The organism is Micromonospora parastrephiae, from assembly GCF_016802865.1.
Lineage (GTDB): Bacteria > Actinomycetota > Actinomycetes > Mycobacteriales > Micromonosporaceae > Micromonospora > Micromonospora parastrephiae.
In genome coordinates, this window is sequence record NZ_JAEVHM010000074.1 from 1 (window position 1) to 26,098 (window position 26,098).

Here is a 26,098-nt window from a genome sequence, read left to right on the forward strand (position 1 = left end):
TGGCCGCTGCAGCGGGTCCGCGCCGAGTACGCCGACCGGCCGTTCCGCGCTCCCGAGGCGGACCCGTCTCGTCGACCTCGGTCTGGGCCCCCGCGAGATCGGGGCGGCCGTGCGCGCCGGTGCCCTGGTGCGGCTGGCCGACACGGTGGTGCTGCTGCCCGATGCGCTCGACGACGCGGTCCGGGTGTTGGCCGGGCTGCCGCAGCCGTTCACCCTCTCCGCGGCCCGGCAGGCGTTGGACACCACACGCCGTGTGGCGGTGCCGCTGCTGGAGCTGCTGGACCGCCGGGGCGCGACCCGTCGCCTGCCCGACGACGCGCGGATCGTCGTTTCCTGAGCGCCACTGCCGGTGTCCACCGCCCGAGGGCTGTTCGGCGTGGCGGTGGTGCCGGGCCAACCGGCCTCCGGTTCGGCGGTGGTCACCTACGGTGACGCCATGGACCCTTCGGCGGTCTGGCGGGACCGGCAGCACCGGTGGCGGATCGAGGCGTACCGCGCGCCGGACCTGCGCTTCGCCATCTACGCCACCAGCGGCCCCACCGAGTCGGCGCCGCTCTGGCTGTTCGGCATGTCGGCGCTGGCCCGCTGGCTGATGACCCACGCCATCTCGCTGGACGACCTGGAGGTCGACTGAGCGTCGGACGGCCGGAAACCGGGCCGCGGCCGGCTCGGCTGCGGTTGAGTGACCTCAGGCGGCAGAAGGGGAAGTACGCGATGGGCGGTCAACTCGGGCAGTTGGCGCTGGTGGCCGTCCTGGTGCTGGTCAACGCCGCGCTCTCCGGCAGCGAGATGGCGCTGGTGACGCTGCGCGAGGGGCAGTTGCGCCGGCTGGGCCGGCGGTCCCGCTCGGGTGACCGCCTGGTGCGGCTCTCCCGCGACCCGAACCGCTACCTGGCCACCATCCAGCTCGGCATCACTCTGGCCGGTTTCCTCGCGTCGGCGGCGGCAGCGGTGTCGCTGGCCGGGCCGCTGATCGGCCCGCTGGGCTTCCTCGGCGCGGCGGCGCGTCCGGCCGCGGTGCTGGTGGTGACGGTGCTGCTGACGTTCGTCACGTTGGTGCTCGGGGAGTTGGCCCCGAAGCGGCTGGCCATGCAGCGGGCGGAGCGCTGGGCGCTGCTCAGCGCCGGTCCGCTGGACCTGCTCGCCCGGCTGTCCCGCCCGGCGGTGTGGCTGCTCAGCCGTGCCACCGACGTCGTGGTGCGGCTGGCCGGTGGCGACCCGCGCGCCAACCGGGAGGAGATGACCGAGGATGAGTTGCGGGAGATGCTGGTCAGCCAGCGCGGCCTGTCGGCGCAGCAGCGGGAGATCCTGACCGGCGCGTTCGACATCGCCGGTCGGACGCTGCGGGAGATCCTGGTGCCCCGGCGGGAGGTGACCGCCCTGCCGGCCAGCCTGAGCACCGATGAGGGAATCCGTCGGCTGGCGTCCGCCGGGCGGTCCCGCGCGCCGGTCACCGGCCGCGGCGGCCTGGACGAGGTGATGGGTGTGGTGCACATCCGGGACCTGGTGCGGGCCGGTACCGGCACGGTGGGGGAGCGGGTCCGCCGGCCGCTGCTGCTGCCGGTCACGCTGCCGGTCGCCGACGCGTTGCGTCAGCTGCGTCAGGAGCACCAGCAGCTGGCGCTGGTGGTCGACGAGCACGGGGGCATCGACGGCATGGTGACCATGGAGGATCTGCTGGCCGAGGTGGTCGGCGAGTTGTACGACGAGACCGACCGCGACGTGCACGGGGTGACCCGGGAAGCGGACGGGTCGCTGCTGGTGCCCGGGGACTTTCCGCTGCACGATCTGCCCGATCTGGGGGTGCGGCTGAGTTTTCCGCTGTCGCGGGAGTACACCACGGTCGCCGGTCTGGTGTTGGCGCGGTTGCGTCGCCTGCCCGGTGAGCCGGGGGAGACGGTGCGCCTGCCCGGGCTGACCCTGGAGGTGGTGGAGGTCGCCGACCGGGCGGTGCGCCGGGTACGGCTGCGTGGTTTCGTCGCCGAGGGGTGAGCGCCACTTGCGGCACCCGGATGGGGGACAATTCCGCCATATCGCACCACAGGAGGCGCGGGCTGCCTACGGTGCGAGATGTGAAGGACCGAGGGTTGCGAACGTTCGTCACGGTGCTGGCCGGCCTCGCGGTGATCTACTTCGGCAGCGCCGGCCGGAGCCCCGAGGAGGGCGGCGGTATCTCCGGCGGGGTGGTGGTGCTGGCGCTGCTCGCCGCGCTGCTGGTGTGGCACCTGACCCGGCCGGGAGACAAGACCGTCAAGTGAGCCTCAGCGGGCCGCCACGCGGGTGACCTCGCCGGCGGACTCCTCGCCGAGCGCCACCCGCACCAGTGCCGAGGCCAGCCTGCCGAAGTCCGGCTCGTCAACCAGCCCGGCCAGCCCGTCCGGTGAGCCGGGCAGGCCCAGCCGCTTCGCCCCGGCCAGGGCCCGACGGTCGGCGTACGGGCGCAGGTCGGACCAGACCGTCTGCGCCTCGCGCAGGTAGATGTCGGCGCCGGTGGGGCCGATGCCGGGGAACTCGGTGAGCCGTCGGCGCAGCCCGGCGGGGTCACCCTGCGCCTCGCGGTGCAGTCGCCGCAGGTCGCCGTGCCAGCGGTCGAGACACAGCCGGGCGCCGGTGCCGAGCATCGTCGCGGTGCGCTCGTCGTAGCGGCGGTAGTGCCCCCGGCCCAACGCGTCGACGCGCTGCTGCCAGCTGGCCGCCTCCATCGCCTGCGGCGTGCGGTAGCCCGCGGCGAACAGTTCCCGCGCGGCGTCCACCGCGACGCACGCCCGGATCCGGGTGCTCAGCAGGGTGGCCAGCACCAGCAACTGGTACAGCGGCCCGGGTCGGTCGGAGAGCCGGATACTGGCCTCCTCCGCGTAGGTGTGGCCACGCCGGTCCAGCAGGACCCGCACCACACGTCGATCGTTGCCCACGCTCGGTGGGTACCCGCCCTGCGTCCGGCTAGCCCTCCCACCCGCGGTCGGGGCCGGAATGGCCCTGGGTCGGGTGGGTATGCCTGCGGCGCAGGCGGCCGATGCCGCCTGCCTATCCGGAGGGAGACACCCGTGGTCAACCCGCAGCAGGAGGAACTGCGCCGCAACGCGAAGGGCGCCACCAGCCAGGACAGCAAGGGACCCAAGCCGACCGGGCACCCGCTCAACCGTGGCTCGTCTCGCGGAGACCAGGGTCGGCCGGTGCCCAAGGGCCAGGTGTCGCACTACGGGCCGGCCGGTGAGCCGGTGGCCGACGACGAGAGCGACACCCGGGCCTAGCGGCCGCGCGCTGACGGCCGTCGCAACCTGTTCCAGGTGGCGGCGGCCGCCAGCCCGTACGCCAGGTGCGGAATGATGTCGGAGATCCAGTCGGAGCGTCGCCACGTGCGCGGGTCGCTGATGCCCAGCGCCGTGATGGACCCGTCGGTCATGGTCATCACCCCGGCGCCGAGAATTCCCGTGGCCATCGGCAGCGGCTGCCGCCGGCCACCGGCGTAGAGCGCGAACGCGACGCCCGCCGCGATGCCCAGCCCGTAGCCGAGCAACGGGCCGAGGCCCGAGCGGCGGTTGGCCGCCCGGGCCCCGGACCCCAGGTTCACGTGCGCGATACCGGCCAGGCGGTCGACGGTCTCCCCCGGGGCGCTGCTCTCGGGCCGAGCCCGCAGCGCCACATCGAGGTAGCTGACCACGTTCAGCGCGGTGCTGCCGACGGCGCCCGCGATGGCGCCGTCGGCCAGGTCGACCTTCCTCATTTCGGATCGCCCGGTTCGCGCTCGCTCTTGGGGCCGTACGTGCGCTCACCGCGCACCACGCCCCGCTGGCCGCGATCCTCCTGCAGGATCCGGTTGGCGACCTGGTTGGCCTTGCCGTCGGGCACCCGCCGTCCGGAGTCGTCGATCGCGTTGCGCATCCGCGCCCGCTGCTTGTCGTACGCGTTGCTGCCCGGCCGTGGTCCTGGCATGTGCCGCCTCCTTCGTCGCCGTTGGCGTACCGCGGCCGTCTACCCGTCTGACGGCGGGACAACCCCGGGCGTCAGCGGGGGCCGCGGACCACGGCGACGGGGCACCGGGCGTGGTGCAGCACCGACTGGCTCACCGACCCCAGCAGCAACCCGGTCACCTCGCCGCGCCCCTGCCCGCCGACCACCACCAGTTGGGCGGAACGGGACGCCTCGGCGAGCACGGCGCCGGCGCGGCCGTGCACCGCCCGCCAGGTCACCCGCACACCGGGGTGTCGCTCGGCCAGCCCGTCCAGGGACTCGGCGAGCTCGCGCTCCTGCTCGTCGTGCAGCCGTGCCTCGTCGTACACCAGGGGTTGCATGTCGCCGGGGCCGCTGCTGCCCGGATGCCGGTAGGCGTGCACGGCCCGCAGCGGCACGCCGCGCGCCTCGGCGGTCTCGGCGGCGAATTCGGCGGCGAGCCGGGACGCCGCCGAGCCGTCCACCGCGACGACGACCGGCTCGTCGGGCGGTTGTTCGCCGCGGACCACCAGCACCGGGCAGTCGGCGTACGCGGCGACCTGCACCGCCACCGAGCCGAGCACCAGTGTGGCGAAGCCGCCCAGCCCCCGGTCGCCGAGCACGATGAGCGCGGCGGTGGGGGATTCGCCCACCAGCACGGCCGCAGCCTCGCCGTCGATGATCTCGCCGGAGATCGTCAGTCCGGGCGCGGTCGCCTCGGCCTCGGCCACGGCGGCCGCGACGATCTCCTCGGCCTGGTGGCGCAGGCCGCCGCCGGGCGGGGAGTCCGGTGCGGGGGAGTCCGGCACGTGCAGCAGTGGCCAGATGAACCCGTGCACCACGCGCAGTGCCGGCGCCGACGCACGGCCTCGGCGGCGGCGAGGCGTACCGCGCGCAGGGACGGCTCCGAGCCGTCCACTCCGACCACCACCGCCGCGCTGTTCGCCGAGTTCACTGGCCACCTCCCGCCGGTTCCACTATCGCAGCCCGAAGGGGGCGCGGAGCAGCGATACCGCCGCGCGTGCCCGGGTCGGTACGCTGGCGACCACCGGAGAAAAGGGAGCGTCGTCGATGGGCGAACCGGATCAGCCGAGCACCGCACGCATGATCGACTACTGGATCGGCGGGGCCGACCACTTCCCGGTGGACGTGGCCGCCGCGACCGCTTTCGAGCAGGCGTACGGGCCGTGCGCGCCGGTCTTCCGGGAGTTGCGGGCCTTCCTCGGTCGGGCGGTGCGGGCGATCGCCGCGCAGGGCGTGGACGGTTTCCTGGTCTTCGGCGCGGGCGTGCCCACGATGGGCAATGTGCACGAGGTCGCCGCCGAGGCAACCGTGCTCTACACCGACGTCGACCCGGTCACCATCCGCCTCGGGCAGCGCATCCTGGCCGGCAGCGACCGGGCCGGCTACGGCTTCGGGGACGCCACCGACATCGGTACGATCGACCCGGCGCAGCTGCACCGGTTCGTCCCGGGGTGGGGGCGGCGGCCGGTCGGGGTGGTGTTCCTCGGGCTCGCCGCGTTCCTCGACGACGACACCTTGAGACGCACCCTCGACGAGTTGTACGCCGCCGCGGCGCCGGGCAGCCTGCTCGCCGTGGACTTCGACACCGAGGAGTTGGCCGCCCACCCGCAGGCGCTGGCGATGATGGGGCCGGCGTTCCGGATGCGCCCGCCGGCCGCGTTCGCGCCGCTGCTGGGTCGGTGGTCGCCGACGGCGGACGGGATCGTGCCGGTCAGCCGCTGGCGTCCGGCCGGCGCGCCGGCCGAGGTGCCCGACGCGTTCTACGGCGCGCTGGCGGTCCGCGGCGACGACTGACCGCGGCGACGAGCTGTCCGGGGCCGTCCGTATGATTCTTGCCCTGTAGCAAGTTTCTGGAGGGACGCATGGTGGACGGGCCGGAGGTGGTGTCGCGCGCGCTGCGCGAGGCTCCGCCCGACCAGCTGGCGGAGGCGGCCGACCGGGCGATCCGATCGGCGCTGGGCGCTCTCCGTACGGACGTGTTCGTGGCCGACTACCGGATCAGCGGGCTCTGGCCGGTGCTGGACCCGGACCTGCCGGCGGCCGGGTTCCTCGCCTGTCACACCGTGGCGCAGCGCTGCTTCAGCAGCCAGCAACCGGTGCGCGACATCGCCGACGACGGCTCGTGCCGGCTGTACCTGCCCCTGACGGTGTGGGGGGAGCGGCTGGGCGTGTTGCTCATCGAACTGCCCGCCGCGCCGGGGCCGGCCGTCACCGGTCTCGCCACCGACATCGCCGGCGCCCTGGCCGTGGCCATGCGCGCGGCGGATCGGGAGACCGACCGGTACCGCCTGGCCCGCCGCCGTGAACGGTTGAGCATGGCCGCCGAGATGCAGTGGGACCTGCTGCCCGGGCGCAGCGTGTCGCACCACGCGTTTCACCTGGCCGGCCAGCTGGAGCCGGCGTACACGGTGGGTGGTGACCACTTCGACTGGTCGCTGGACGGTGACCGGCTCACCCTGACGGTTCTCAACGGCGAGGGCAGTGGTCTGGCCGCGTCGATGCTGACCGCGGTCACGGTCAACGCGATGCGCAACGCCCGCCGCTCCGGCGGTGGCCTGGTCGAGCAGGCGGAGTTGGCGTCGGACACCGTCTTCTACCAGCATCGGGGGCGCCGCTACGTGGCCACCCTGCTGGTGGAGGTGGACACCGCCACCGGGCGGGTGCGGGCGGTCGACGCCGGTTCGCCGCACATGCTGCGGATGCGCGGGGCGGTGGTCGAGCCGGTGAAGCTGGAGCAGCAGATGCCGCTGGGCATGTTCGCGGAGACCCGCTACGAGCTGCAGGAGTTCCAGCTCGAGCCGGGGGACCGTGTCTTCGTGGTCAGCGACGGGGTGTGGGCGGCGGAGCCCCCGGGCCAGGAGCCGTACGGGCAGCGGGCGATGGCCCGTTCGCTGCGCGCCACACGCTTGCAGCCGGCGACCGAGGCGGTTGGTACGGTGATGCGCGAACTGCACGCCTACCACGTGGACTCCGATCTGCGCGACGACGCCGTCGTGGTCTGCCTGGACTGGCACGGTCCGCGCGAGCGGAACGGCGGGTGAGGGTTGCCGCCGCTCCGTCCGGCGGGCACCAGCGCGACGACGGCAGGGGACATCGGGTGGAACGACCTGGGGATCTCGCCGCGGCGATCGACGCGGCCGCCGAGACGATGGTCGCCGTGCTCGAATCGGCGGCCGCGCGTCATCAGGTGCCGCCGACCCAGCTGCGGGTCCTGATGCTGATCAGCAGTCGGTCCGAGACCAACGTCAACCGTCTGGCGGAGTTGCTGGACGTGGTGCCGTCCTCGGCCAGCCGGCTCTGTGACCGGCTGGAGGCGACGGGCCTGCTGCGCCGGGTCGCCGATCCCCGGGACCGGCGTGAGGTGCGGCTGGTGCCGACGGCGGCCGGGCAGACCCTCCTGCGGGAGTTGGCCGAGCGGCGGCAACGGGCGGTGCAGGCGGTCCTGGACCGGATGCCGCCTCGGATGCAGCACGATCTCCTGGCGGCGCTGCTCGCGTTCGGTCGGGCGGCGACCCAGTCGGTGCCGGAGGAGCAGACCGACCCGGCGGTGCAGACGGCCTGATCGGGCCACCCCTTCCACTAGTATCCTAGGACGCTTTACGCGTGGTGATCCACGCCACAGTGCGGCACAACCGCACCGACCGCCGAGCGGCGGCACCCGGGCAGCGGGCGCGAGCCCGATATAGTGGCAGCGCACTTACCCGGCCCGCGATCATCGAGATCGCGGGCCGTGTCAGGGAAGAGGTCCCGTCCGGGGCCGCAGGGGAGCCGGCGGTGGCCGGCCCGACAGCGCGTACGACCTCCGCCGCGCCCGCACTCGGCCGGGTGGGTCGGAGCGTGCCGCGGAGGAGGTTCGGTGTCGCGTCGGCCGGCTCGGGCAGAGCACCCGCGGGACACCGGCGAGCAGGCTCCCGGCGACCAGGTGCTCACCCTGCCCAACCTGATCAGCTTCGGGCGGCTGTTGGGCGTACCCCTCTTCCTCTACCTGTTCCTGGTCGCCCGCGCGGACGTGGCGGCGGTCGTCGTACTGGCCGTCGGCGGCACCACGGACTGGGTCGACGGCTGGATCGCCCGCCGGTTGCGTCAGGTGAGCCGCCTCGGGGAACTGCTGGACCCTCTCGCCGACCGGCTCTACATCCTCGCCACGCTGATCGCCTTCACCGTCCGGGAGGTGGTGCCGTGGCAGTTCACCGCGGCGCTGCTGGCCCGGGAGTTGCTGCTGCTCGGCTCGCTGGCGGTGCTGCGCCGCTACGGCTACGGTCCGCCGCCGGTGCACTACGTCGGCAAGACCGCCACGTTCCTGCTGCTCGCGGCGTTCCCGGTGCTGCTGCTGGCCACCGGGTGGAGCGCGGCGGCGACGGCGACGGCCGCGATCGGCTGGGGGCTGGCCTGGTGGGGGTTGGTGCTCTACTGGGTGGCCGGTGGCATGTACGTGGTGCAGGCGGCCCGCCTGGTGCGCGCGGCGCGGGGCTCGGGAGCGGCGGCGTGAGCGCGCCGCGGCCCGGGGGTGGTCGGCAGGACCGGGTGTACGCGCCGGACTTCCTCACCGAGTTGTTCCGCAACCCGCTCGACCCGGGGTACGCGGACGCCGCGGCCGCCCGTCGGAGCGCGGCGTCGACGGAGCCTGCGGCTCGGGGGTGGCGGGCCTGGCCGACCCGGTCGGTCAGCCTGGTCGTGGTGGTGCTGCTGGGTTTCCTGTTCGCGGTCGCGTATCGGCAGACGATGGCGGACGAGCCGGGTCGTAGCCAGGCCCGCTCCGGGTTGGTGGCGCAGATCAAGGAGCGGGAGAGCCAGACCGACCGGTTGTCCACGCGGGCGGACGAGCTGCGCGAGGAGGTCAGTCGGCAGCGGGACGCGGCGTTGAGTGGGTCGGCGGCGGCCCGCCTGCGGGACCTGGAGGCGGGCACCGGGCTGGGTCGGGTGCGGGGTGACGGTGTGGTGGTGCGGTTGGCGGACGCTCCGGGCAGGGCGGACGCGGTCACCGGTGCCGGCGCGGGGCCGTCGCGGGTGCTCTACAGCGATCTGCAGGGTGTGGCGAACGCCCTGTGGAGCGCCGGTGCGGAGGCGATCGCCATCAATGGGCAGCGGCTGACCGCGACGTCGACGATCCGGTCGGCGGGTGAGGCGATGTTGGTGGATTTTCGGCCGGTGACGGGGCCGTACGAGGTGTCGGCGATCGGACCGGGGTCGATGCGGCGCAGGTTCGACGGCAGCCGTAACGCGGCGCTGATGCGGGATGTGTCGCAGAAGACCGGTCTGTCGTTCGGTGTGCGGGAGGCGGACGACCTCACCCTGCCGGCGGCGCCGGAGCCGCAGCTACGCTACGCCAAGCCGTCGGTCAGTCCGAGCCCTTCCGTGTCGGGTGGCCGGTCCGGCAGTCCCGGGTCGTCCGGTTCTCCGGCGACCGCTAGCCCCTCCGGAGGTGGTCGATGATCGCGGTGCTGGCGTTGCTCGCCGGTGTGGTGCTCGGTGTGTGGCTTGACCCCACAGTGCCGGCGGCGTTGCAGCCGTACCTGCCGATCGCGGTGGTGGCCGCGTTGGACGCGGTGTTCGGTGGGGTTCGGGCGAAGCTGGACCGGATCTTCGATGACAAGCAGTTCGTGGTGTCGTTCATTTCGAACGTGCTGGTGGCTGGCCTGATCGTGTATCTGGGTGATCAGTTGGGTGTGGGCGGGCAGTTGTCCACCGGTGTGGTGGTCGTGCTCGGCGTGCGTATCTTCGGCAACGTGGCGGCGATCCGTCGGCACCTGTTCCGGGCGTAGGTTTGGATGCGATGAGCGACGAGCAGACCGAGACGGGGACGGGCTGGCCGCAGCCGGCGGGGCCGGTGCGGCCGGGTGGTCCGGCGGGAGAGCCGGATCCGCGGCCGGATGCGCCGGATCCGGACGAGTTGAGTCCGTTGGCGCCGCAGGAGCCGGTGCCGTCGGATGACGAGCCCGGGGTCGCGCCGGTCGACGATGGTGCGACGGTGGACCTGGCGTCGGTGTCGCGGTCGGCGGAGCCGGACGCTTCGGGGGCGCGGCAGGTCGAGGTCCCGGCGCCGGTCGTGGAGTCGGCGAAGCCGGCGGGTCGGTCCCGGTTGAGTACGGCCGGTGTGATGATCGTGGCGTTGCTGGCGTTGTTGGGTTTCACGCTGGTGGTGCAGTTGAAGACGACGTCGACGGATCCGACGTTGGGGGCGACGCGTCAGGAGGACCTGGTGCGGATCCTGTCGGATCTGGATGCGCGGGAGAGTCGCCTGCAACAGGACATCCGGGCGTTGGAGGACAGTCAGCGGCAGTTGCGTTCGGGTGAGCAGGGTCGTCAGGCGGCGTTGGACGAGGCGACGCGGCGGGCGGACGAGCTGGGGATCCTGGCGGGGACGTTGCCGGCGGTCGGGCCCGGTTTGACGGTGCAGTTCTCCAGCGGGGGCAAGCCGATCTCGGCGGGCCGGGTGTTGGACGCGGTGCAGGAGTTGCGGGGCGCGGGCGCGGAGGCGATGCAGATCTCCGGTGGTGACCGGGCGACGGTGCGGATCATCGCGTCGACGTTTTTCCTCGATGGGGAGAACGGGTCGTTGGTGGTGGAGGGGCGCCGGTTGGTGGGTCCGTTCACGATCACGGTGATCGGTGATCCGGCGACGATGCGTACGGCGTTGAACATTCCTGGTGGGGTGGTCGCGTCGGTCCGGGGTGACGGCGGTAACGTGACGTTTGGGGAGCGTGAGGTTGCCGAGGTTTCGGCGCTGCACGCGCCGATCAAGTTGGAACACGCCCGTCCGGTCTCCTGACCGGCGCGGCCGCCCCGGACCCGGGTGGTCCGGGGCACCGATGGATGAAGGACGCGTCTGGTGATTCCCGAGGATCTGCGATACACCGCCGAGCATGAGTGGGTGGCGGGTGACGGCACCGGTTCGGTTCGGGTCGGCATCACGCACTTCGCGCAGGACGCGTTGGGCGACATCGTGTACGTGCAGTTGCCCGAGGCGGGTGCGGTGGTCGCGGCCGGTGACTCGTTGGGTGAGATCGAGTCGACCAAGAGCGTGTCGGAGATCTACGCGCCGGTTGCCGGTACGGTGGCGGCGCGCAATGAGGCGTTGGGTGACACTCCGGAGCTGATCAACACTGATCCGTATGGTGCGGGTTGGTTGGTGGAGATCACTCCGAATGATCCGACGGCGGCGGACGGGTTGCTGACGGCGGCTGCGTACCAGAAGATCACCGAAGGCTGAGTGTGCTTGATCCGGTGCGTGTGTTGTCTGCGCGCGTCCGGTTGCCCTGCATTTCGGCGCTGGCTAGGCTCGCCCAGTCGACCGAGAACCCAATAGTTGAGCGTTGCGGAATTGCCTTCCCGGGCACGGGGAGCCAGCCGCCGGGTGTGCATGTGCCCGGCGGCCAGACCCGCCATTACCCGACGCCGACCGAACAGATCCGTGAGGTGGTCCCATGACGCGCCCAGACGACGAGTTCCCCCCGCTCGACGTCACTTCGACGCTCAATCTCGGTTCGCTCGACGAAGTGCTGGAGGGGCCGGACACCGATGTGGTGCCGAGCCGGATGTCCGGTTCGTTGCCGCCGGGTATGGCGCTGCTGGTGGTTCGTCGCGGCCCGAATGCGGGTGCCCGGTTCCTGTTGGACCACGATGTGACGACGAGTGGCCGGCATCCGGACAGTGACATCTTCCTCGACGATGTGACGGTGTCGCGTCGGCATGCGGAGTTCCACCGTGATGGTGGGACGTTCACGGTGCGGGACGTGGGCAGCCTGAACGGCACGTACGTGAATCGTGAGCGGGTCGAGGCGGCCACGTTGAGCAATGGTGACGAGGTTCAGATCGGTAAGTTCCGGGTGGTGTTCATCGCCGGTCCGCGCCCGGAGGAGGAGGCCGGCCGGGGGTGAACGAGCCTGCGGCCTCCACGCCACCCGGGGCGGCCCGGTCCCAGCCGCTGATGAGCATCGGTGAGGTGCTGGGTCAGTTGCGGGTGGATTTTCCGGATACGACGATTTCGAAGCTGCGGTTCCTTGAGGCCGAGGGTCTGGTGGAGCCGCAGCGGACGGCGGCGGGTTACCGGAAGTACAGCTGGGACGACGTGGCGCGGTTGCGGTTCGTGCTGACCGCGCAGCGGGACAGGTATCTGCCGTTGCGGGTGATCCGTGAGCAGTTGGCGGAGTGGGATTCGTCCGGTGAGCAGCCGGGGCGTTCGCGGCCGGCGTTGGTCGCGGTGGGCCCTGATGGTGCGGTGCCGGGTCGTGAGTCGGCGGAGCCGGCCGAGTCGTCGCAGGTGCGGCTCGGCCGGGCGGATCTGGTGGCGCGCAGTGGGATCGACGAGTCGACGTTGGTGGAGTTGGAGCGGCTCGGTGTGCTGGTGCCGGATCCGCCGGGGTGGTATGACACGGACGCGTTGATCATCGCGTCGGCGGTGGCGGGGTTGGCGGCGTACGGGTTGGAGCCGCGGCATCTGCGGGGTTATCGGACGGCTGCGGACCGTGAGGTCGGTTTGTTCGCGCAGTTGGTGGCGCCGTTGGTGCGGCAGAGTGATCCGGCGGCGCGGGCGCGGGCTGCGGAGACGGCGCGGGAGTTGGCGGCGTTGTCGGAGCAGTTGCACGCGGCGTTGGTGCGGGTGGGTCTGCGGTCGACGTTGGGTCGGTGACGGGGCCTCGGCGGGCGGTGGCGGAGCGGAAAGATCTCTTCGGGGAAGCGTGCCGTAGGCTTGCCGGGGTAACCCCTTTCTGGCGCGGGCGTGGTGCTGTAGCGCATGGGACGGCCGTGTCGCGGTCCGTGTACCGTGCAGGGAAAGGCGCGGTGCGTAGGTTGACGACGACACGGAGGCGGCGGTGCGCGAGCTGAGCGTGGTCGGAGTTCGGGTAGAGCTGCCCAGCAACCAGCCGATCGTCCTGCTCAGGGAGGTCGAGGGGGACCGCTATCTGCCGATCTGGATCGGTGCGGTCGAGGCCACGGCTATCGCTTATGAGCAGCAGGGGGTCAAGCCGGCCCGGCCGTTGACGCATGATCTTCTGCGGGACGTGTTGGCGGCGTTGCAGGCGCCGTTGCAGGCGGTGGAGATCACCGAGCTCAAGGAGAACGTCTTCTACGCGGATCTGTTGATCGGCGATGGGGTGCGGGTGTCGGCGCGGCCGAGCGATTCGATCGCGTTGGCGTTGCGTGTCGGGGCGCCGATTCGTTGTGCGGAGCAGGTCCTCACCGAGGCGGGGATCGTCATCCCGGACGAGCAGGAGGACGAGGTGGAGAAGTTCCGCGAGTTCCTGGAGCAGGTGCGTCCGGAGGATTTCGCGGGCTGAGCGGTTCCGCTGGTGCGCCGGTGTCACTGTGGGTGATGTCGGGGTGTGGTTGGTGATCTTTCCTGGTGGCTGCGCGGCGTGTCGCGTCGGTTCCTCCGTGGTAACCCCTGAAGGTGGCTATAGGGTTGCCGTGTCGAGGGGTGCGCGTCCCGGAAACGACGCGTCGCCGCACTGACGGGGAGGTTGTCCGGATGCACGAGCCGCAGGATCCTGATCCGGGTACACAGTTGGACGAGCCGGGTACCTCGTCGCCGGGTATGGCGACTGAGGGTGACGGTTCGGTGGGCTACCGGGGTGTGACGGCGTGCCACGCGGTGGGCATCAGTTACCGGCAGCTGGATTATTGGGCGCGTACGACGCTCGTGGTGCCGAGCGTGCGTGACGCGTCGGGTTCGGGCACGCAGCGGTTGTACTCGTTCCGGGACCTGGTGGTGTTGAAGGTCGTGAAGCGGTTGTTGGACGCGGGGGTGTCCCTGCAAAACATCCGTAAGGCGATCGAGGCGTTGCGGTCGCGTGGGGTGGAGGATCTGGCCGGGATCACGCTGATCTCCGATGGGACGACGGTGTATGAGTGCCGGTCCCCGGAGGAGGTGGTCGACCTGTTGCAGGGTGGCCAGGGTGTCTTCGGTATCGCGATCGGTGGGGCGTTCAAGGAGATTCAGGGGTCGTTGTCGCATCTGCCGGCGGAGCCGGCGGCGAGTGGTCCGGCGGAGCCCGTGGTGGGGTCGGAGTCGGATCCGGTGGGCGACGAGTTGGCTGCGCGGCGGGCGCGGCGGCGGGCGGGCTGAGCGGCGGTGCGCCGTTTCCGGGTTGTGGGCTCGCCCGGTTTTTGAGGTCCGCTTTTTCTGGTCGCTGGTTGGTGACTGTGGGTCGACCTGGCCGGCGGGTGGTGGGGTCGCGGGTTGGCCTGATCCTGTGTGGATCACTCTGGGTGCCGTCGTCGTGGCCGATTGTGGACGGTGGACGGGTGTGATGACCCTGGGTGGCCGCGTGTTGTCGGCAATCCGATAGGGGGGCGCTGACCGGGGGCCGCCGGCACGCTATGGTCCGTCACGGTCCCCGGTGTGTCGCCGTGGCACGACGGTGTTGCTCGTGGGCCGATGCCCCTCCGCGCCGACCCCGCGCGATCCTCACCTCGGAAGGAAAGACCGTGACGGTTACGGAAGAAACCGCCCCCGCTTCGCACTACGACCGCATTGGCGGCGCCCGTTCGGTCAAGGCGGCCGTCGACCTGTTCTACGACCGGGTGCTCGCCGATCCGGACCTGGCGGGTTACTTCACCAATGTGGACATGGTGGGTCAGCGGCGGCACCTGACGTTGATGTTGACGGTGGTGCTGGGTGGCCCGAACGAGTACGCCGGTCGCGGGTTGGCCGAGGCGCACCAGCCGCTGAACATTCCGGTGGAGCACTACGTGAAGGTGGGGGAGCACCTGGTGGCGACGCTGACCGAGTTGGGTGTGCCCGCCGACATCCTGGCCGACGTGCGGACGGTGCTGGGTCAGGTGCAGGACCAGGTCGTGGCCTCCGGGAACCGTCCGGGCGTCTGAGCGTGGACGCGGCCCGACTCAAGCAGAGTTGGTCCCTGGTCGCCGAGCACGGTGACCAGGTGCCGCTCTACTTCTATTCGACGTTGTTTCTGGCCCATCCCGAGACGCGGCAGATGTTCCCCACGAACATGGCGGGGCAGCGTGACCGGCTCGTCACCGCGTTGGGGCACATCGTGTCCAACGTGGACCAGGTGGATCGGCTGGTGGGTTTCCTGCAGGACCTCGGCGCGGATCACCGCAAGTTTGCGGTGCGCGCGGAGCACTACCCGGCCGTCGGTGAGGCGTTGCTGGCGACGTTGCAGCATTTCCTCGCCGAGCAGTGGACCGCGGAGTTGGCGCAGGACTGGGCGGCCGCGTACGGGTTGGTCGCGCAGGTGATGAGTGAGGCCGCGCAGGCCGCCGAGGCGGTGAATCCGCCGTGGTGGGTGGCGGAGATCGTGGCGCACGAGCGGCGGGCGTTCGACGTGGCGGTGCTGACGGTGCGCCCGCAGTACCTGTTGCCGTTCACCGCGGGCCAGTCGATCGGGGTGTCGCATCCGTCGGTGCGTTCGTGGCGGTACTACTCGCCGGCGAACGCGCCGCGCGCGGACGGCACGTTGGAGTTGCATGTGCGGGCCGCGCCGGGTGGTGCGGTGTCCTCGCGGCTGGTGTACGGGTCGTCGGTGGGGGATCGGATCCACCTGGCGGCGCCGGTGGGTGACCGGCTGGGGTTGTGGGCGGCGGGTTCGAGCGATCTGCTGCTGTTGGCCTCGGGTACCGGCTGGGCGCCGGTGAAGGCGTTGGTGGAGCAGGTCGCCGCGGAGGGTTCACGCCGGCGGGTGGATCTGTACGTGGGCGCGCGTTCACGCAGTGAGTTCTACGACAGCGACGCGATCGACAAGTTGGCGTCGTCGTACCCGTGGCTGGCGGTGACCTACGTGGTGGGTGCCGACGGGGGCCGGCCGGGGGAGTTCGTGCACGCGGTGGATCGGGCGCTGGCCGATGGTGACTGGCGGTCGCGGCACGTGTACGTGTGCGGCTCGGACGAGATGGTTTCACATGCGGTGCAGGCGTTGGCCCGGGCGGGTTACCACGCGGGTCAGGTGCATCACGAGGGCCTGGGTAAGCAGTGGTACGGCCCGGGTTGGCGGACGGCGGTGGATCAGTCGATCGTCGGTGACACTTCCGGAGGTGGGCTCAGGTGAGCGCGACGCCGATCAGTCGGTACGACGGTGTGCAGGTGTCCGGCGGTGTGCAGGTCCGGATGACCGCGGACCGGGTCCGGCGGTGGGAGTTCGGGACGGCGCCGTTCGCTCGGCGTGGTTACGACAACGCCGACGTGGACCGGTTCCGGGTGCAGGTCGCCGACGAGTTGGATTTGTTGGCGACGCAGATCGCGAGTCTGCGGGCGGAGAACGAGCGGCTCAACGACCGGGTGGAGCTGCACCGGCACGGGGTCATTCCGAGTGCGGGGACGGCTGCGGCGAAGGCACCGGCGGCCAAGGAGGTGAATCTGCTCTCCGCGGCGCAGCGGGAGGCGGAGCAGATCATCGCGCAGGCGCACGACTACGCGCGGCGGGTCGCCGAGTACGCCCGGATGCAGTACGAGAGTTACATGCGGGCCGCGGCGGAGGAGGCGAAGCAGGAGGCCGAGCGGGCGGTGGCGGATTACCGCAGTTCGGCCGGGCCGAGCTTCGACGACACGGTGGCGACCCGGGAGGCGTTGCGGATCTTCGGGGAGATGATGGTGTCGCACATGCAGGCGGCGGCGCGGCATCTCGACGACGGCAGTGAGCAGTTGGCGCGGACGATGGACCGGATCGCGAAGGAGACGCCGGGTGCCCCGTTCGCCGCGGGCCCGGCGGCGGCACAGGCGGCGTTGCCGCGGCACCACCAGCGCTGAACCTCGGGTGGGGTCCGCGTCGGACGGGCCCCACCCGGGTGGCGAGTGTCAACGTCATCGCGGCGGCCCTGGGCGCCTGGCGTTCACCACGGCGGGCGGAGGACGCCGCAGGTCGGCCGGGTACGGCTCAGGGGGTGACGGCGTTGATGGCGTCGGCGATCGGCGTCTGCCCGCCCACGAGTTCGAGGGTCAGCCCGGTGGTGCGTGGCTCGTCGAGCAGCGCGGCGAGGACGTGGGCGACGTCGGCGCGGCTGATCGCGCCGCGGCCGGCGTGTCGGGTGAAGGTGACCCGTGCGGTGGGCGCGTCGTCGGTGAGCCGGCCGGGTCGCAGGACCGTCCAGTCCAGGTCGCGGGCGCGCAGGTCGTCCTCGGCGGCCCGTTTGGCGCGCAGGTACGCCGCCCACACGTCGTCGGTGCCGGCGGCGGGTGGGGCGTCCACGCCCATCGAGGACACCAGCAGGTAGCGGCGGACACCGGCGTGGGTGGCGGCGTCGGCGAACAGCGCGGCGGCGGCCCGGTCGACGGTGTCCTTGCGGGCGGCGCCGCTGCCGGGGCCGGCGCCGGCGGCGAAGATCACCGCGTCGGCGTCGTCGAGGTGCGCGGCGAGGTCGGTGACGTCGGTGTGTTCCAGGTCGCAGACGACGGGGACGGCGCCGGCGGCGCGCAGCGCGGCGGCCTGCTCGGGGTTACGAATCAGGCCGACGGCGGTGTCGCCGCGCTCGGCGAGGTGACGCTCCAGCAGTAGGGCGATCTTGCCGTGGCCTCCGGCGATGACGACACGCATGCGCCCAACCTACCGGCGGTGGTGGGGCCGCCGCGCTTGACCTTGACCTTTGGGGAACCCCCAGTCTGGTCCCTGCCGGTCGCCGTGACCGGCACGAGGAGGATGCCGACGTGGGTTTGTTGACCATCGGGGCGTTCGCCCGGGCGGCGGGACTGACGCCGAAGGCGCTGCGCCTGTACGACAGGGTCGGGGTGCTGCGCCCGGCCGCGGTCGATCCCGAGTCCGGATACCGGCTCTACGATCCGGAGCAGGTGCCGCTGGCCCGGCTGGTGGCCCAGTTGCGTCGCGTCGGCATGCCACTGGCGACGATCCGCGCCGTGTGTGCCCTGCGACCCGCGGCGGCGGCGGAGGCGATCACCGCGTACTGGCGGCAGGTCAGCGCCGACACCGCGGCTCGCGCGCGACTCGCCGCCATCCTCGTGGATCACCTGTCCGAAGGGGGTACCACCGTGTCTGGTTCCAATGTCACCCTTGCCGTGCGCTACGCCGCCGGTTGCGACATCGGGGCGGTACGCGACAGCAACGAGGACGCCGCGTACGCCAGTGAGCGGCTGCTCGCCGTCGCCGACGGCATGCGGGGACCCGGTGGCGCCGCCGCCAGCGCCGCCGCCGTCGACGCTCTGCGGGCGTTGGAGCTCACCGACGTACCGGCCGTCGAACTGCTGACGATGCTGGCCGGCGCGGTGACCGACGCCGACGACATCGTCCGCGCCCTGGCGACCGACGAGCACCAGCCGGTCACCACGCTGACCGCGCTGCTGCGCAGCGGCTCCCAACTGGCCCTGGTGCACATCGGTGACACCCGGGCGTACCTCCTGCGCGGTGCGGAGTTGTCGCTGCTCACCCAGGACCACACCTGGGTGCGGACCCAGGTGGATCAGGGCAGGCTCGACCGCGACGAGGCGGACAGGCATCCCCGGCGGGCCGTGCTGGTGCGCGCTCTCGGTGGTGGCCCGCAGGTCGAGGCCGATCTTGCGCTGCGCACCGCTCTGCCCGGTGACCGGTACCTGCTGTGCTCCGACGGGTTGTCCGCTGTCGTCGACCGGGTCGCCCTGGCGTCGACGCTGAGCGCGGCGGCCGATCCCGAGGACACGGTGCGGAGGCTGATCGGTCTGGCGACGGCCGCGGGGGCGCCGGACAACATCGCCTGCGTCGTCGCCGACGTCGCCGCGGTGTAGACAGCACCACAGGGCCCGCCGGGGTTCGGCGGCGGCGGCCGCGTTGAGGCAGCATGGAGGGGTGACGGAGAGCCTGGACGCGTTGACCTCGCTGGTGGCCGGGGGTCAGGTGGTGGTGCTCAGCGGGGCGGGCCTGTCCACCGAGTCGGGTATCCCGGACTACCGGGGGCCCAGCGGGGTGGCCCGCCGCCACACCCCGATGACGTTCCAGGCGTTCACCCGCGATCCCGTCGCGCGGCGGCGGTACTGGGCGCGTAGCCACCTGGGGTGGCGGTTGATCGCCCGGGCGGCGCCGAACGCCGGGCACCGGGCCGTGGCGCGGTTGCAGCACGCCGGCCTGGTCGACGCGGTGATCACCCAGAACGTCGACGGGTTGCACGGCGCGGCGGGCAGCGGGTCGGTGGTCGAACTGCACGGCCGCCTGGACGAGGTGACCTGTCTGGACTGCGGCAACCTGACCTCCCGGGAGGAGGTGGACCGGCGGCTGCGCGAGGCCAACCCGGACTTCGTGGCCAGGGTCGCCGCGGTCAACCCGGACGGTGACGTGGATCTCCCCGATGAGCAGGTGGCGGCGTTTCGGCCGGTGGACTGCGGGATCTGCGGCACCGGTATGTTGAAACCCGACGTGGTGTTCTTCGGTGAGACGGTGCCGCCGCAGCGGGTGGCGCGGTGCTTCGCGCTGGTGGAGCAGGCTCGGGCGGTGCTGGTGCTCGGGTCGTCGTTGACGGTGATGTCGGGTCGCCGGTTCGTGATTCGGGCGGCGAAACGGGGCATCCCGGTGGCGATCGTCAACCAGGGGCCGACCCGCGGTGACGGGTACGCCACGGTGTGCGTCGACGCGCCGTTGGGGGCGTTGCTGCCGGTGCTGGCCGATCGGGTCACCGGCGGCGCGACGGTGGCCACGCCCGCCGGGGTGTGACGGCCCACCCAGGGGTAGGACATCTGCCGGAAACACCGGCGCTGGTAGCGTTGACCATGCCGGTACCACCCACGTGGGAGAGACCGCCCGACAGCACCCGGGGCGGCGCCGAAGGGGCAAATCCTCCCCGGAACCTCTCAGGCAAAAGGACCTCGTGGGCAGGCACTGTGGAGCACCCCGTGGGGTGCGACAGAGGGGGAGGCCGACACGTCGACCTCGCCCCGGGAGTGCCCCCAATGACCGTAGAGCAGTTCGCCACCCGTCACATCGGTCCCGGACCGGACGACGAGCGCCGGATGTTGGAGGTCGTCGGGCACGGCTCGATCGACGAGCTGATGGACGCCGCGATCCCCGAGGTGATCCGCTGGCACGGCACCCTGGACCTGCCGGATCCGGCCACCGAGGCCGAGGCGATCGCCGAGCTGCGGGCCCTCGCGGCGCGCAACACCGTCGCCGTGTCGATGATCGGCCTGGGCTACCACGGCACGCACACCCCGGCGGTGATCCGCCGCAACGTGCTGGAGGACCCGGCCTGGTACACGGCGTACACGCCGTACCAGCCGGAGATCAGCCAGGGCCGCCTCGAGGCGCTGCTGAACTTCCAGACCATGGTCACGGACCTGACCGGGTTGGCCACCGCGAACGCGTCGATGCTCGACGAGGGCACCGCCGCGGCGGAGGCGATGACCCTGGCGCGGCGGGCGTCGAAGAGCAAGAGCCGGGTGTACGTGGTCGACGCCGACGCGTTGCCGCAGACCATCGCGGTGATCGCCAGTCGGGCCGAGCCGCTGGGCATCGACGTGCGGGTCGTCGACGTCGAGCGTGACGAGCTGCCGGCGGAGTTCTTCGGGCTGCACCTGCAGTACCCGGGCACGTCCGGGGCGGTCCGTGACCACGCGGGCCTCGTCGAGGCCGCGCACGCCGTCGGGGCCCTGGTGACCGTCGCGGCGGACCTGCTGGCGTTGACGCTGCTGCGCGCACCGGGGGAGATCGGCGCGGACATCGCCGCCGGCACCACCCAGCGTTTCGGCGTACCCATGGGCTTCGGTGGGCCGCACGCCGGTTACCTGGCGGTGCGCTCGGGCCTGGAGCGGATGCTGCCCGGCCGCCTGGTCGGGGTGTCACGCGACGCGGACGGCAACCCGGCCTACCGGTTGGCGTTGCAGACCCGCGAGCAGCACATCCGGCGGGAGAAGGCGACCAGCAACATCTGCACGGCGCAGGTGCTGCTCGCGGTGATGGCCGGCATGTACGCCGTCTACCACGGCCCGGACGGGCTGCGGGACATCGCGACGCGTACCCACGCCATGGCGGCGCGGCTCGCGGCCGGGCTGCGCGCCGGTGGCGTCGACGTCGCGGACGTCGCGTTTTTCGACACCGTCACCGCACACGTGCCGGGTCGGGCGGCGCAGGTCGTGGCGGCCGCCGCCGAGCGGGGCGTCAACCTGCGGCTGGTCGACGCCGACCGGGTGGGTGTGTCCTGCGACGAGACGACCACCGGCGCGCACCTGACGGCGGTGTGGGAGGCGTTCGGTGTGCCCGCGTTCGACGGCGACGTCGACGCGGCCCTGCCGGTCGACCTGGCGCGCAGCAGCGACTTCCTGACCCACCCGGTGTTCCGCAGCCACCACTCGGAGACGGCGATGCTGCGCTACCTGCGGCGGCTGTCGGACTTCGACTACGCCCTGGACCGGGGCATGATCCCGCTCGGGTCGTGCACGATGAAGCTGAACGCGACCACCGAGATGGAGCCGGTCAGCTGGGCGGAGTTCGCGCACATCCACCCCTTCGCGCCGGACGAGCAGACCGTCGGCTACCGGGAGATGATCGGTCAGCTGGAGTCGTGGCTGGCCGAGCTGACCGGCTACGACGCGGTCAGCGTGCAGCCCAACGCGGGTTCGCAGGGTGAGCTGGCCGGGCTGCTGGCGATCCGCTCGTACCACGCGTCGCGGGGTGAGGCGCACCGCGACGTGTGCCTGATCCCGTCGTCGGCGCACGGCACGAACGCGGCGTCGGCGGTGATGGCCGGTATGCGGGTGGTCGTGGTGGCCTGCGACGACGACGGCAACGTCGACCTCGTCGACCTGGACGCGAAGATCGACAAGCATCGGGACGCGCTCGCCGGGATCATGGTGACGTACCCGTCGACGCACGGCGTGTACGAGACGGGCATCGCGTCGCTGTGCGCGAAGGTCCACGACGCCGGCGGGCAGGTGTACGTCGACGGCGCGAACCTCAACGCCCTGGTCGGGTTCGCCAAGCCGGGTAAGTTCGGCGCGGACGTGTCGCACCTCAACCTGCACAAGACGTTCTGCATCCCGCACGGCGGCGGCGGCCCTGGCGTCGGTCCGGTGGCGGTGCGCGCGCACCTGGCGCCGTTCCTGCCCGGTGACCCGCTGGGCGCGCACGCCGACGCCACGCCGGCGATCTCGGCGGCGAAGTACGGGTCGGCGGGGATCCTGCCGATCCCGTGGGCGTACCTGCGGATGATGGGCGCCGAGGGGCTGACCCGGGCGACCGGGGTCGCGGTGCTGACGGCGAACTACGTGGCGGCGCGGCTGCGCGGGCACTTCCCGGTGTTGTACGCCGGCAACAAGGGCCTGGTCGCGCACGAGTGCATCCTCGACCTGCGGCCGTTGACGAAGGCGACCGGGGTGAGCGTGGACGACGTGGCGAAGCGGCTCATCGACTACGGCTTCCACGCGCCGACGATGTCGTTCCCGGTGGCGGGGACGCTGATGGTGGAGCCGACCGAGAGCGAGGACCTGGCCGAGCTGGACCGGTTCTGCGACGCGATGATCGCGATCCGGGCGGAGATCGAGCAGGTGGGGTCGGGGCAGTGGCCGGCGGGGGACAACCCTCTGGCGAACGCGCCGCACACCGCGGCGATGGTCAGCGGTGACGAGTGGCCGCATCCGTACCCGCGGTCGGTGGGCGCGTACCCGGGCGGGGTGGACCGGGCGGGGAAGTACTGGCCGCCGGTGCGGCGTATCGACGGCGCGTACGGCGACCGGAACCTGGTCTGCTCGTGCCCGTCGCCGGAGGCGTTCGAGGACTGACGGCGGGCGCGCCGGGGCGGGTCATCAGCCGCCCCGGCAGCCGCGCCGACCTGGCTCGGACGCCCCGAGTGGGGGACTAGCCTGGGTCGACGGCGGCGATGAGGTGACGCTGAGTGGCCGATCAGGCTACGAGGGCGTGACGGGCGGGGCCGCGGTGCGGGGCGATGCTGCTGCCGTCGGGGAGGAGTTCACCGGTGTCCTCGAAGACGATGACACCGTTGCAGAGCAGGCTCCAGCCCTGCTCAGGAAAGCAAGCGAGGACCCGGGCGGCTTCGCGGTCGGTCGCTGCGGCGGAGGGGCAGGTCGGTTGGTGCTGGCACATCGGGTTCTCCGGACTGTGGGGGCACTGTGTCATGGTTCACATGACCAGTGACGCACAGTACCAAGCGAAAGTGTCCAGCATCGAGCAGGTGTCGGCCTGGCGCACGGGAAATCCACTGAACGGATGAGGAAGGTCGGGCCATACGGCGTGGAAACGCTCCCACAGGTGCTGGTCGATGCGCCGGCGGCACCACCCCGCTGCCGTGACACCCTCGTCGAACGGGCCCGGCTGCACTGGCGCCGCGCCGACGGCGGTGACCCCGCCGCGCTCGCCGAGGAGTTCCTCGCCGCGCACGGCATGGCCCTGCACGACCTGAGCCGACCCGCACCCTCCCGCCACCACCACGACACCGCCTGCGGCGCCGCGTTCTACCTCTCCGCCGCCGCCGGAGCGCAGCTGGCCGGCGCCCCCACCACCGCACCCGAACCCGCGCCCACCCTGCCCGACCTGGTCGTCGTCGTCTACGACCACGGGCCCACCCGAGGCACCCCGGCCAGCGCAGCGACACCCTGGTGGCTCGGCGCGTGGACCGAGAGCTGGACACCGCAGCAGCACGCCGCCGCCGTCGACGCCGTCCGCGCCGCCATCGGCCGCGGCGACGTCTACCAGACCAACCTCGTCGGCCACGCCGCCGCCCGCTACACCGGAGACCCGCTGCCCGCCCTGCGCCGCCTCGGCGCGCTACCCGGCGCCCGCTACGGCGGCGTCCTCACCGGCGACGGCTGGGCCATCGGCTGCGCCTCCCCGGAAACCCTCATCGAGGTCACCGGCGGGCACCTGACCACCCGACCCATCAAGGGCACCCGCCCCGCCACCGCCGCCGGCCGCGCCGAACTGCTCACCAGCGCCAAGGAACGCGCCGAACACATCATGATCGTCGACCTGGAACGCAACGACCTCGCCCGCATCGCCCGCACCGGCTCCGTCACCGTCGACGACCTGTTCGCCATCCGCCGCTGGTGCGACCTGTGGCAGGCCGAGTCCACCGTGCGGGCCACCGTCGCCGACGGCCTCGGCCTCGCCGACCTGCTCCGCGCCACCTGCCCCGGCGGCTCCGTCACCGGCGCACCGAAACGCGCCGCGCTGACCCGGATCGCCGCCCTCGAACCCGTCGGCCGGGGCGCCAGCATGGGCGCCCTGGGCTGGGTCGCCCCCGGCCACATCGACCTCGGCCTGACCATCCGCACCGCCGCCGCCGACGGCGAGACGCTGCACACCTGGGCCGGCGGCGGCATCACCTGGGACAGCGACGCAGGCGCCGAGGTCGCCGAGGCCGCCGCGAAGACCGCCCCGATCCGCGCCACCCTGGCCGGACGCTGAGCGCCCCAGGCCCGGCGATACGCTGACCCGCATGACCATGCGGCCCATCCGGATCATCGGCGACCCCGTCCTGCGCACCGAATGCGAGCCGGTCACCACCTTCGACGCGGAACTGCGCGCCCTGGTCACCGACCTGATGGACACCCTGCTCGGCGCGCCCGGCCGCGCCGGAGTCGCCGCACCCCAGATCGGCGTCAGCGCCCAGGTGTTCGTCTACGACGCCGACGGACACCGCGGCCACCTCATCAACCCCACCCTGGAACTGTCCGACGAACTCCAGGACGACGAGGAAGGCTGCCTGTCCATCCCCGGGCTGTACTTCCCGACCGCGCGCGCCCTGCACGCCACCGCGCACGGCGTCGACCAGAACGGCGAACCCCTCAGCATCACCGGCAGCGGCTTCCTCGCCCGCGCCCTGCAACACGAGACCGACCACCTGCGCGGCACCCTCTACGTCGACACCCTGCGCGGGGACATCCGCCGCCGCGCCCTGCGCGAGATCCGCGCCGGCCGCTTCGACTCACCCAGCCGCCGCTGACGCCCTACCGCGCCGTCAACGTCCACTCGTCGTAGTCGGCGACCCGGGTGAAACCCACCCGCTCATAAAGGCGCACCGCCGCCGCGTTGTCCACCTGCACGTTCAACGTCACGTGCCGCACGCTGCGCCGCAGCCGGGCGCACAGTCCCGCCACCACCGCCGCGCCCACACCCCGCCCCCGCCACCGCGGGTGCGTCGTCACGTTGCCCAACGCCGCCACCTGGTACGCCGGGGAGAACACGTGCACCCCGGCCACCGCCACCAGGTCACCGCCGTCGCGGACCCCCAGGTACTGCCCGGTGTCCACCATCCGCGCGTCGAACCAGTTGCCGGGGTACGCCACCGCGTACAACTCCCGCAACCGCGGCAGGTCCGCCGCGCCGAGCACCACACCCGCCGCAGCCACCGCGTCCAGCCGCGTCGGGTCCGTCAACGCCATCCGGTGATGCCGCCCGCCCGAATCGAACCGGAACGACCCGGACAGCGCCTCGACCAGCCCGGGGGACAGGTGCGCGTACAGCCGGGCGGGCAGCACCGGCGCCACCTCGGTCAGCAACGCCGCCAACGCCGCCGTGTCCGCCGGCGCCGCGAACGCCAACAGCGTCGGCGGCTCCACCCCGTGATACAGCAACACCACCTGCTCACCGCGGCGGAACCACGACGTGTACGGCCAGAAGAAGTCGTCCAGGTCACCCAACTGGTAGGCGTGCAGCACCGGATCCCGACCCAGCAGCTCGGCCAGGACAGCCCGGTCGTGCTCCGCGCGCACCGGCATCAGCGCGCCACCCACTGGTCATGGCCGAGCTTCGCGACCAACGCCACGACCACCACCAACAGCACCACCCGCACGAATCCCGACCCGCGACGCAACGCCATCCGCGCCCCCAGCACCGCGCCGGCGATGTTGCACACCGCCATGCCCGCGCCCAGCAGCCACCACACGTGCCCGGTCACCCCGAACACCACCAGCGCACCCAGGTTCGTGCCCGCGTTGACGACCTTCGCCATCGCCGAGCCGTGCACGAAATCCGCGCCGACCAGAGCGGTGAACGCCAACACCAGGAACGTGCCCGTCCCCGGGCCGATCAGACCGTCGTACAGGGCGATACCCACCCCGGCCACCGCGACCACCGCCGCCACCCGCACCGGAGTCCGCTTCCCCGGCGCCGCCACCACCCCCAGCCGGGGACGCAGCAGCACGAACACCGCCACCGCCACCAGCACCACCAGCACCACCGGCCGGTACGCCGACGCCGGCACCGCCCCGGCCAACGCGGCACCCACACCCGCGCTGACCACCGCCAACCCCGCTGCC

The 26,098-nt window shown here is 72.2% G+C and carries 32 protein-coding genes, 1 pseudogene and 1 riboswitch; of the genes and pseudogenes, 25 read left to right on the forward strand and 8 right to left on the reverse strand.

Annotated features, from left to right (window positions below; translation table 11 throughout):
* The 4 genes from JNW91_RS16505 to JNW91_RS16520 all read left to right on the forward strand — a co-directional run.
* On the forward strand, positions 1-337 hold a 337-nt coding region (locus tag JNW91_RS16505), incomplete at its 5' end, for a SelB domain-containing protein (RefSeq protein ID WP_238425123.1).
* A 99-nt stretch (positions 338-436) separates the two neighbouring features.
* Complete coding sequence (locus JNW91_RS16510; protein ID WP_203176260.1) at positions 437-634, forward strand: hypothetical protein; 198 nt, start codon at positions 437-439, stop codon at positions 632-634.
* An 80-nt stretch (positions 635-714) separates the two neighbouring features.
* A complete protein-coding gene (locus tag JNW91_RS16515) occupies positions 715-1,992 on the forward strand; it encodes a hemolysin family protein (RefSeq protein ID WP_203176262.1) in 1,278 nt (425 codons plus the stop codon).
* Between the two features lie 95 nt (positions 1,993-2,087).
* Entirely contained in the window at positions 2,088-2,258 is a 171-nt protein-coding gene (locus JNW91_RS16520; protein ID WP_203176227.1) for a hypothetical protein, read from the forward strand.
* 3 nt (positions 2,259-2,261) lie between these two features.
* Here JNW91_RS16520 and JNW91_RS16525 read toward each other — a convergent pair whose 3' ends face one another.
* Positions 2,262-2,912 (reverse strand): hypothetical protein, encoded by a 651-nt coding sequence (locus tag JNW91_RS16525; RefSeq protein WP_203176229.1) that lies wholly within the window; start codon positions 2,910-2,912, stop codon positions 2,262-2,264.
* A 132-nt stretch (positions 2,913-3,044) separates the two neighbouring features.
* Between JNW91_RS16525 and JNW91_RS16530 the strand changes: the two genes are divergently transcribed.
* The gene (locus JNW91_RS16530) at positions 3,045-3,251 is read left to right on the forward strand and encodes a hypothetical protein (RefSeq protein WP_203176230.1); all 207 of its coding nucleotides are present in this window, start codon (positions 3,045-3,047) and stop codon (positions 3,249-3,251) included.
* On the opposite strand, the gene JNW91_RS16535 is transcribed toward JNW91_RS16530, so the two are convergent.
* The 3 genes and pseudogenes from JNW91_RS16535 to JNW91_RS16545 all read right to left on the reverse strand — a co-directional run bounded on the left by JNW91_RS16535 (position 3,248) and on the right by JNW91_RS16545 (position 4,885).
* A complete protein-coding gene (locus tag JNW91_RS16535) occupies positions 3,248-3,724 on the reverse strand; it encodes a hypothetical protein (RefSeq protein ID WP_203176231.1) in 477 nt (158 codons plus the stop codon). The genes JNW91_RS16530 and JNW91_RS16535 overlap by 4 nt on opposite strands.
* Positions 3,721-3,933, reverse strand: a complete 213-nt coding sequence (locus JNW91_RS16540) for a hypothetical protein (RefSeq protein WP_007460364.1) — start codon at positions 3,931-3,933, stop codon at positions 3,721-3,723. Before JNW91_RS16540 ends, JNW91_RS16535 begins: the two co-directional genes overlap by 4 nt.
* A 71-nt stretch (positions 3,934-4,004) precedes the next feature.
* A pseudogene (locus JNW91_RS16545) lies at positions 4,005-4,885 on the reverse strand (universal stress protein).
* Positions 4,886-5,001: 116 nt separating this feature from the next.
* Between JNW91_RS16545 and JNW91_RS16550 the strand changes: the two are divergent.
* From JNW91_RS16550 to JNW91_RS16620, 15 genes are all read left to right on the forward strand, one after another.
* A complete protein-coding gene (locus tag JNW91_RS16550) occupies positions 5,002-5,748 on the forward strand; it encodes an SAM-dependent methyltransferase (RefSeq protein WP_203176232.1) in 747 nt (248 codons plus the stop codon).
* A gap of 68 nt (positions 5,749-5,816) precedes the next feature.
* Positions 5,817-6,995 carry a PP2C family protein-serine/threonine phosphatase gene (locus tag JNW91_RS16555; protein ID WP_203176233.1) on the forward strand — a complete coding sequence of 393 codons (1,179 nt, stop codon included), beginning with the start codon at positions 5,817-5,819 and terminating at the stop codon, positions 6,993-6,995.
* 56 nt (positions 6,996-7,051) lie between these two features.
* Complete coding sequence (locus JNW91_RS16560) at positions 7,052-7,516, forward strand: MarR family winged helix-turn-helix transcriptional regulator (protein WP_203176235.1); 465 nt, start codon at positions 7,052-7,054, stop codon at positions 7,514-7,516.
* Positions 7,517-7,810: 294 nt separating this feature from the next.
* A complete protein-coding gene (locus JNW91_RS16565) occupies positions 7,811-8,443 on the forward strand; it encodes a CDP-alcohol phosphatidyltransferase family protein (protein WP_203176236.1) in 633 nt (210 codons plus the stop codon).
* On the forward strand, positions 8,440-9,387 hold the full coding sequence (locus JNW91_RS16570; RefSeq protein WP_203176237.1) for a DUF881 domain-containing protein: 948 nt from the start codon (positions 8,440-8,442) through the stop codon (positions 9,385-9,387). The genes JNW91_RS16565 and JNW91_RS16570 overlap by 4 nt, the downstream gene beginning before the upstream one ends.
* Positions 9,384-9,716 carry a small basic family protein gene (locus tag JNW91_RS16575; protein WP_007460356.1) on the forward strand — a complete coding sequence of 111 codons (333 nt, stop codon included), beginning with the start codon at positions 9,384-9,386 and terminating at the stop codon, positions 9,714-9,716. The genes JNW91_RS16570 and JNW91_RS16575 overlap by 4 nt, the downstream gene beginning before the upstream one ends.
* 11 nt (positions 9,717-9,727) lie before the next feature.
* Entirely contained in the window at positions 9,728-10,723 is a 996-nt protein-coding gene (locus JNW91_RS16580) for a DUF881 domain-containing protein (protein WP_203176239.1), read from the forward strand.
* A 60-nt stretch (positions 10,724-10,783) separates the two neighbouring features.
* Positions 10,784-11,164, forward strand: coding sequence for a glycine cleavage system protein GcvH (gene gcvH / locus JNW91_RS16585; protein ID WP_151489617.1), 381 nt, complete (start codon positions 10,784-10,786; stop codon positions 11,162-11,164).
* Positions 11,165-11,378: 214 nt separating this feature from the next.
* Positions 11,379-11,831: an oxoglutarate dehydrogenase inhibitor Odhl gene (gene odhI, locus JNW91_RS16590; protein ID WP_007071101.1), complete on the forward strand. Its 453-nt coding sequence runs from the start codon at positions 11,379-11,381 to the stop codon at positions 11,829-11,831.
* A gap of 50 nt (positions 11,832-11,881) precedes the next feature.
* On the forward strand, positions 11,882-12,583 hold the full coding sequence (gene ftsR / locus JNW91_RS16595) for a transcriptional regulator FtsR (RefSeq protein WP_203176264.1): 702 nt from the start codon (positions 11,882-11,884) through the stop codon (positions 12,581-12,583).
* Between the two features lie 184 nt (positions 12,584-12,767).
* On the forward strand, positions 12,768-13,232 hold the full coding sequence (locus JNW91_RS16600) for a bifunctional nuclease family protein (RefSeq protein WP_203176241.1): 465 nt from the start codon (positions 12,768-12,770) through the stop codon (positions 13,230-13,232).
* A gap of 191 nt (positions 13,233-13,423) precedes the next feature.
* Positions 13,424-14,020 (forward strand): MerR family transcriptional regulator, encoded by a 597-nt coding sequence (locus tag JNW91_RS16605; protein ID WP_203176243.1) that lies wholly within the window; start codon positions 13,424-13,426, stop codon positions 14,018-14,020.
* A 362-nt stretch (positions 14,021-14,382) separates the two neighbouring features.
* Positions 14,383-14,781 carry a group I truncated hemoglobin gene (locus JNW91_RS16610; protein ID WP_203176245.1) on the forward strand — a complete coding sequence of 133 codons (399 nt, stop codon included), beginning with the start codon at positions 14,383-14,385 and terminating at the stop codon, positions 14,779-14,781.
* A gap of 2 nt (positions 14,782-14,783) precedes the next feature.
* Positions 14,784-15,965, forward strand: coding sequence for a globin domain-containing protein (locus tag JNW91_RS16615; protein WP_203176247.1), 1,182 nt, complete (start codon positions 14,784-14,786; stop codon positions 15,963-15,965).
* Positions 15,962-16,663, forward strand: a complete 702-nt coding sequence (locus JNW91_RS16620) for a DivIVA domain-containing protein (protein WP_203176249.1) — start codon at positions 15,962-15,964, stop codon at positions 16,661-16,663. The genes JNW91_RS16615 and JNW91_RS16620 overlap by 4 nt, the downstream gene beginning before the upstream one ends.
* Before the next feature lie 127 nt (positions 16,664-16,790).
* Here the strand turns inward: JNW91_RS16620 and JNW91_RS16625 are convergent, their stop codons facing one another.
* Positions 16,791-17,447, reverse strand: coding sequence for an NAD(P)H-binding protein (locus tag JNW91_RS16625; protein WP_203176251.1), 657 nt, complete (start codon positions 17,445-17,447; stop codon positions 16,791-16,793).
* Positions 17,448-17,557: 110 nt separating this feature from the next.
* Between JNW91_RS16625 and JNW91_RS16630 the strand changes: the two genes are divergently transcribed.
* The 3 genes from JNW91_RS16630 to gcvP all read left to right on the forward strand — a co-directional run bounded on the left by JNW91_RS16630 (position 17,558) and on the right by gcvP (position 22,603).
* Entirely contained in the window at positions 17,558-18,625 is a 1,068-nt protein-coding gene (locus JNW91_RS16630; RefSeq protein ID WP_203176252.1) for a MerR family transcriptional regulator, read from the forward strand.
* 61 nt (positions 18,626-18,686) lie between these two features.
* Positions 18,687-19,544, forward strand: coding sequence for an NAD-dependent protein deacetylase (locus tag JNW91_RS16635; protein WP_203176253.1), 858 nt, complete (start codon positions 18,687-18,689; stop codon positions 19,542-19,544).
* Positions 19,545-19,608: 64 nt separating this feature from the next.
* A riboswitch (glycine riboswitch) is annotated at positions 19,609-19,707 on the forward strand.
* 73 nt (positions 19,708-19,780) lie between these two features.
* Entirely contained in the window at positions 19,781-22,603 is a 2,823-nt protein-coding gene (gene gcvP / locus JNW91_RS16640) for an aminomethyl-transferring glycine dehydrogenase (protein ID WP_203176254.1), read from the forward strand.
* 121 nt (positions 22,604-22,724) lie between these two features.
* Here the strand turns inward: gcvP and JNW91_RS16645 are convergent, their stop codons facing one another.
* Positions 22,725-22,925: a DUF5999 family protein gene (locus JNW91_RS16645; RefSeq protein ID WP_139582101.1), complete on the reverse strand. Its 201-nt coding sequence runs from the start codon at positions 22,923-22,925 to the stop codon at positions 22,725-22,727.
* Positions 22,926-23,021: 96 nt separating this feature from the next.
* Here JNW91_RS16645 and JNW91_RS16650 point away from each other — a divergent pair, with 96 nt between their 5' ends.
* Positions 23,022-24,245 carry a chorismate-binding protein gene (locus JNW91_RS16650; RefSeq protein WP_203176265.1) on the forward strand — a complete coding sequence of 408 codons (1,224 nt, stop codon included), beginning with the start codon at positions 23,022-23,024 and terminating at the stop codon, positions 24,243-24,245.
* A 31-nt stretch (positions 24,246-24,276) separates the two neighbouring features.
* Complete coding sequence (locus tag JNW91_RS16655; RefSeq protein ID WP_203176255.1) at positions 24,277-24,783, forward strand: peptide deformylase; 507 nt, start codon at positions 24,277-24,279, stop codon at positions 24,781-24,783.
* Between the two features lie 4 nt (positions 24,784-24,787).
* Here the strand turns inward: JNW91_RS16655 and JNW91_RS16660 are convergent, their stop codons facing one another.
* Positions 24,788-25,558: a GNAT family N-acetyltransferase gene (locus JNW91_RS16660; RefSeq protein WP_203176256.1), complete on the reverse strand. Its 771-nt coding sequence runs from the start codon at positions 25,556-25,558 to the stop codon at positions 24,788-24,790.
* Positions 25,558-26,098, reverse strand: a 541-nt coding sequence (locus JNW91_RS16665) for a TSUP family transporter (RefSeq protein WP_203176258.1), incomplete at its 5' end; no start/stop codon positions are given. The genes JNW91_RS16660 and JNW91_RS16665, both read right to left, overlap by 1 nt.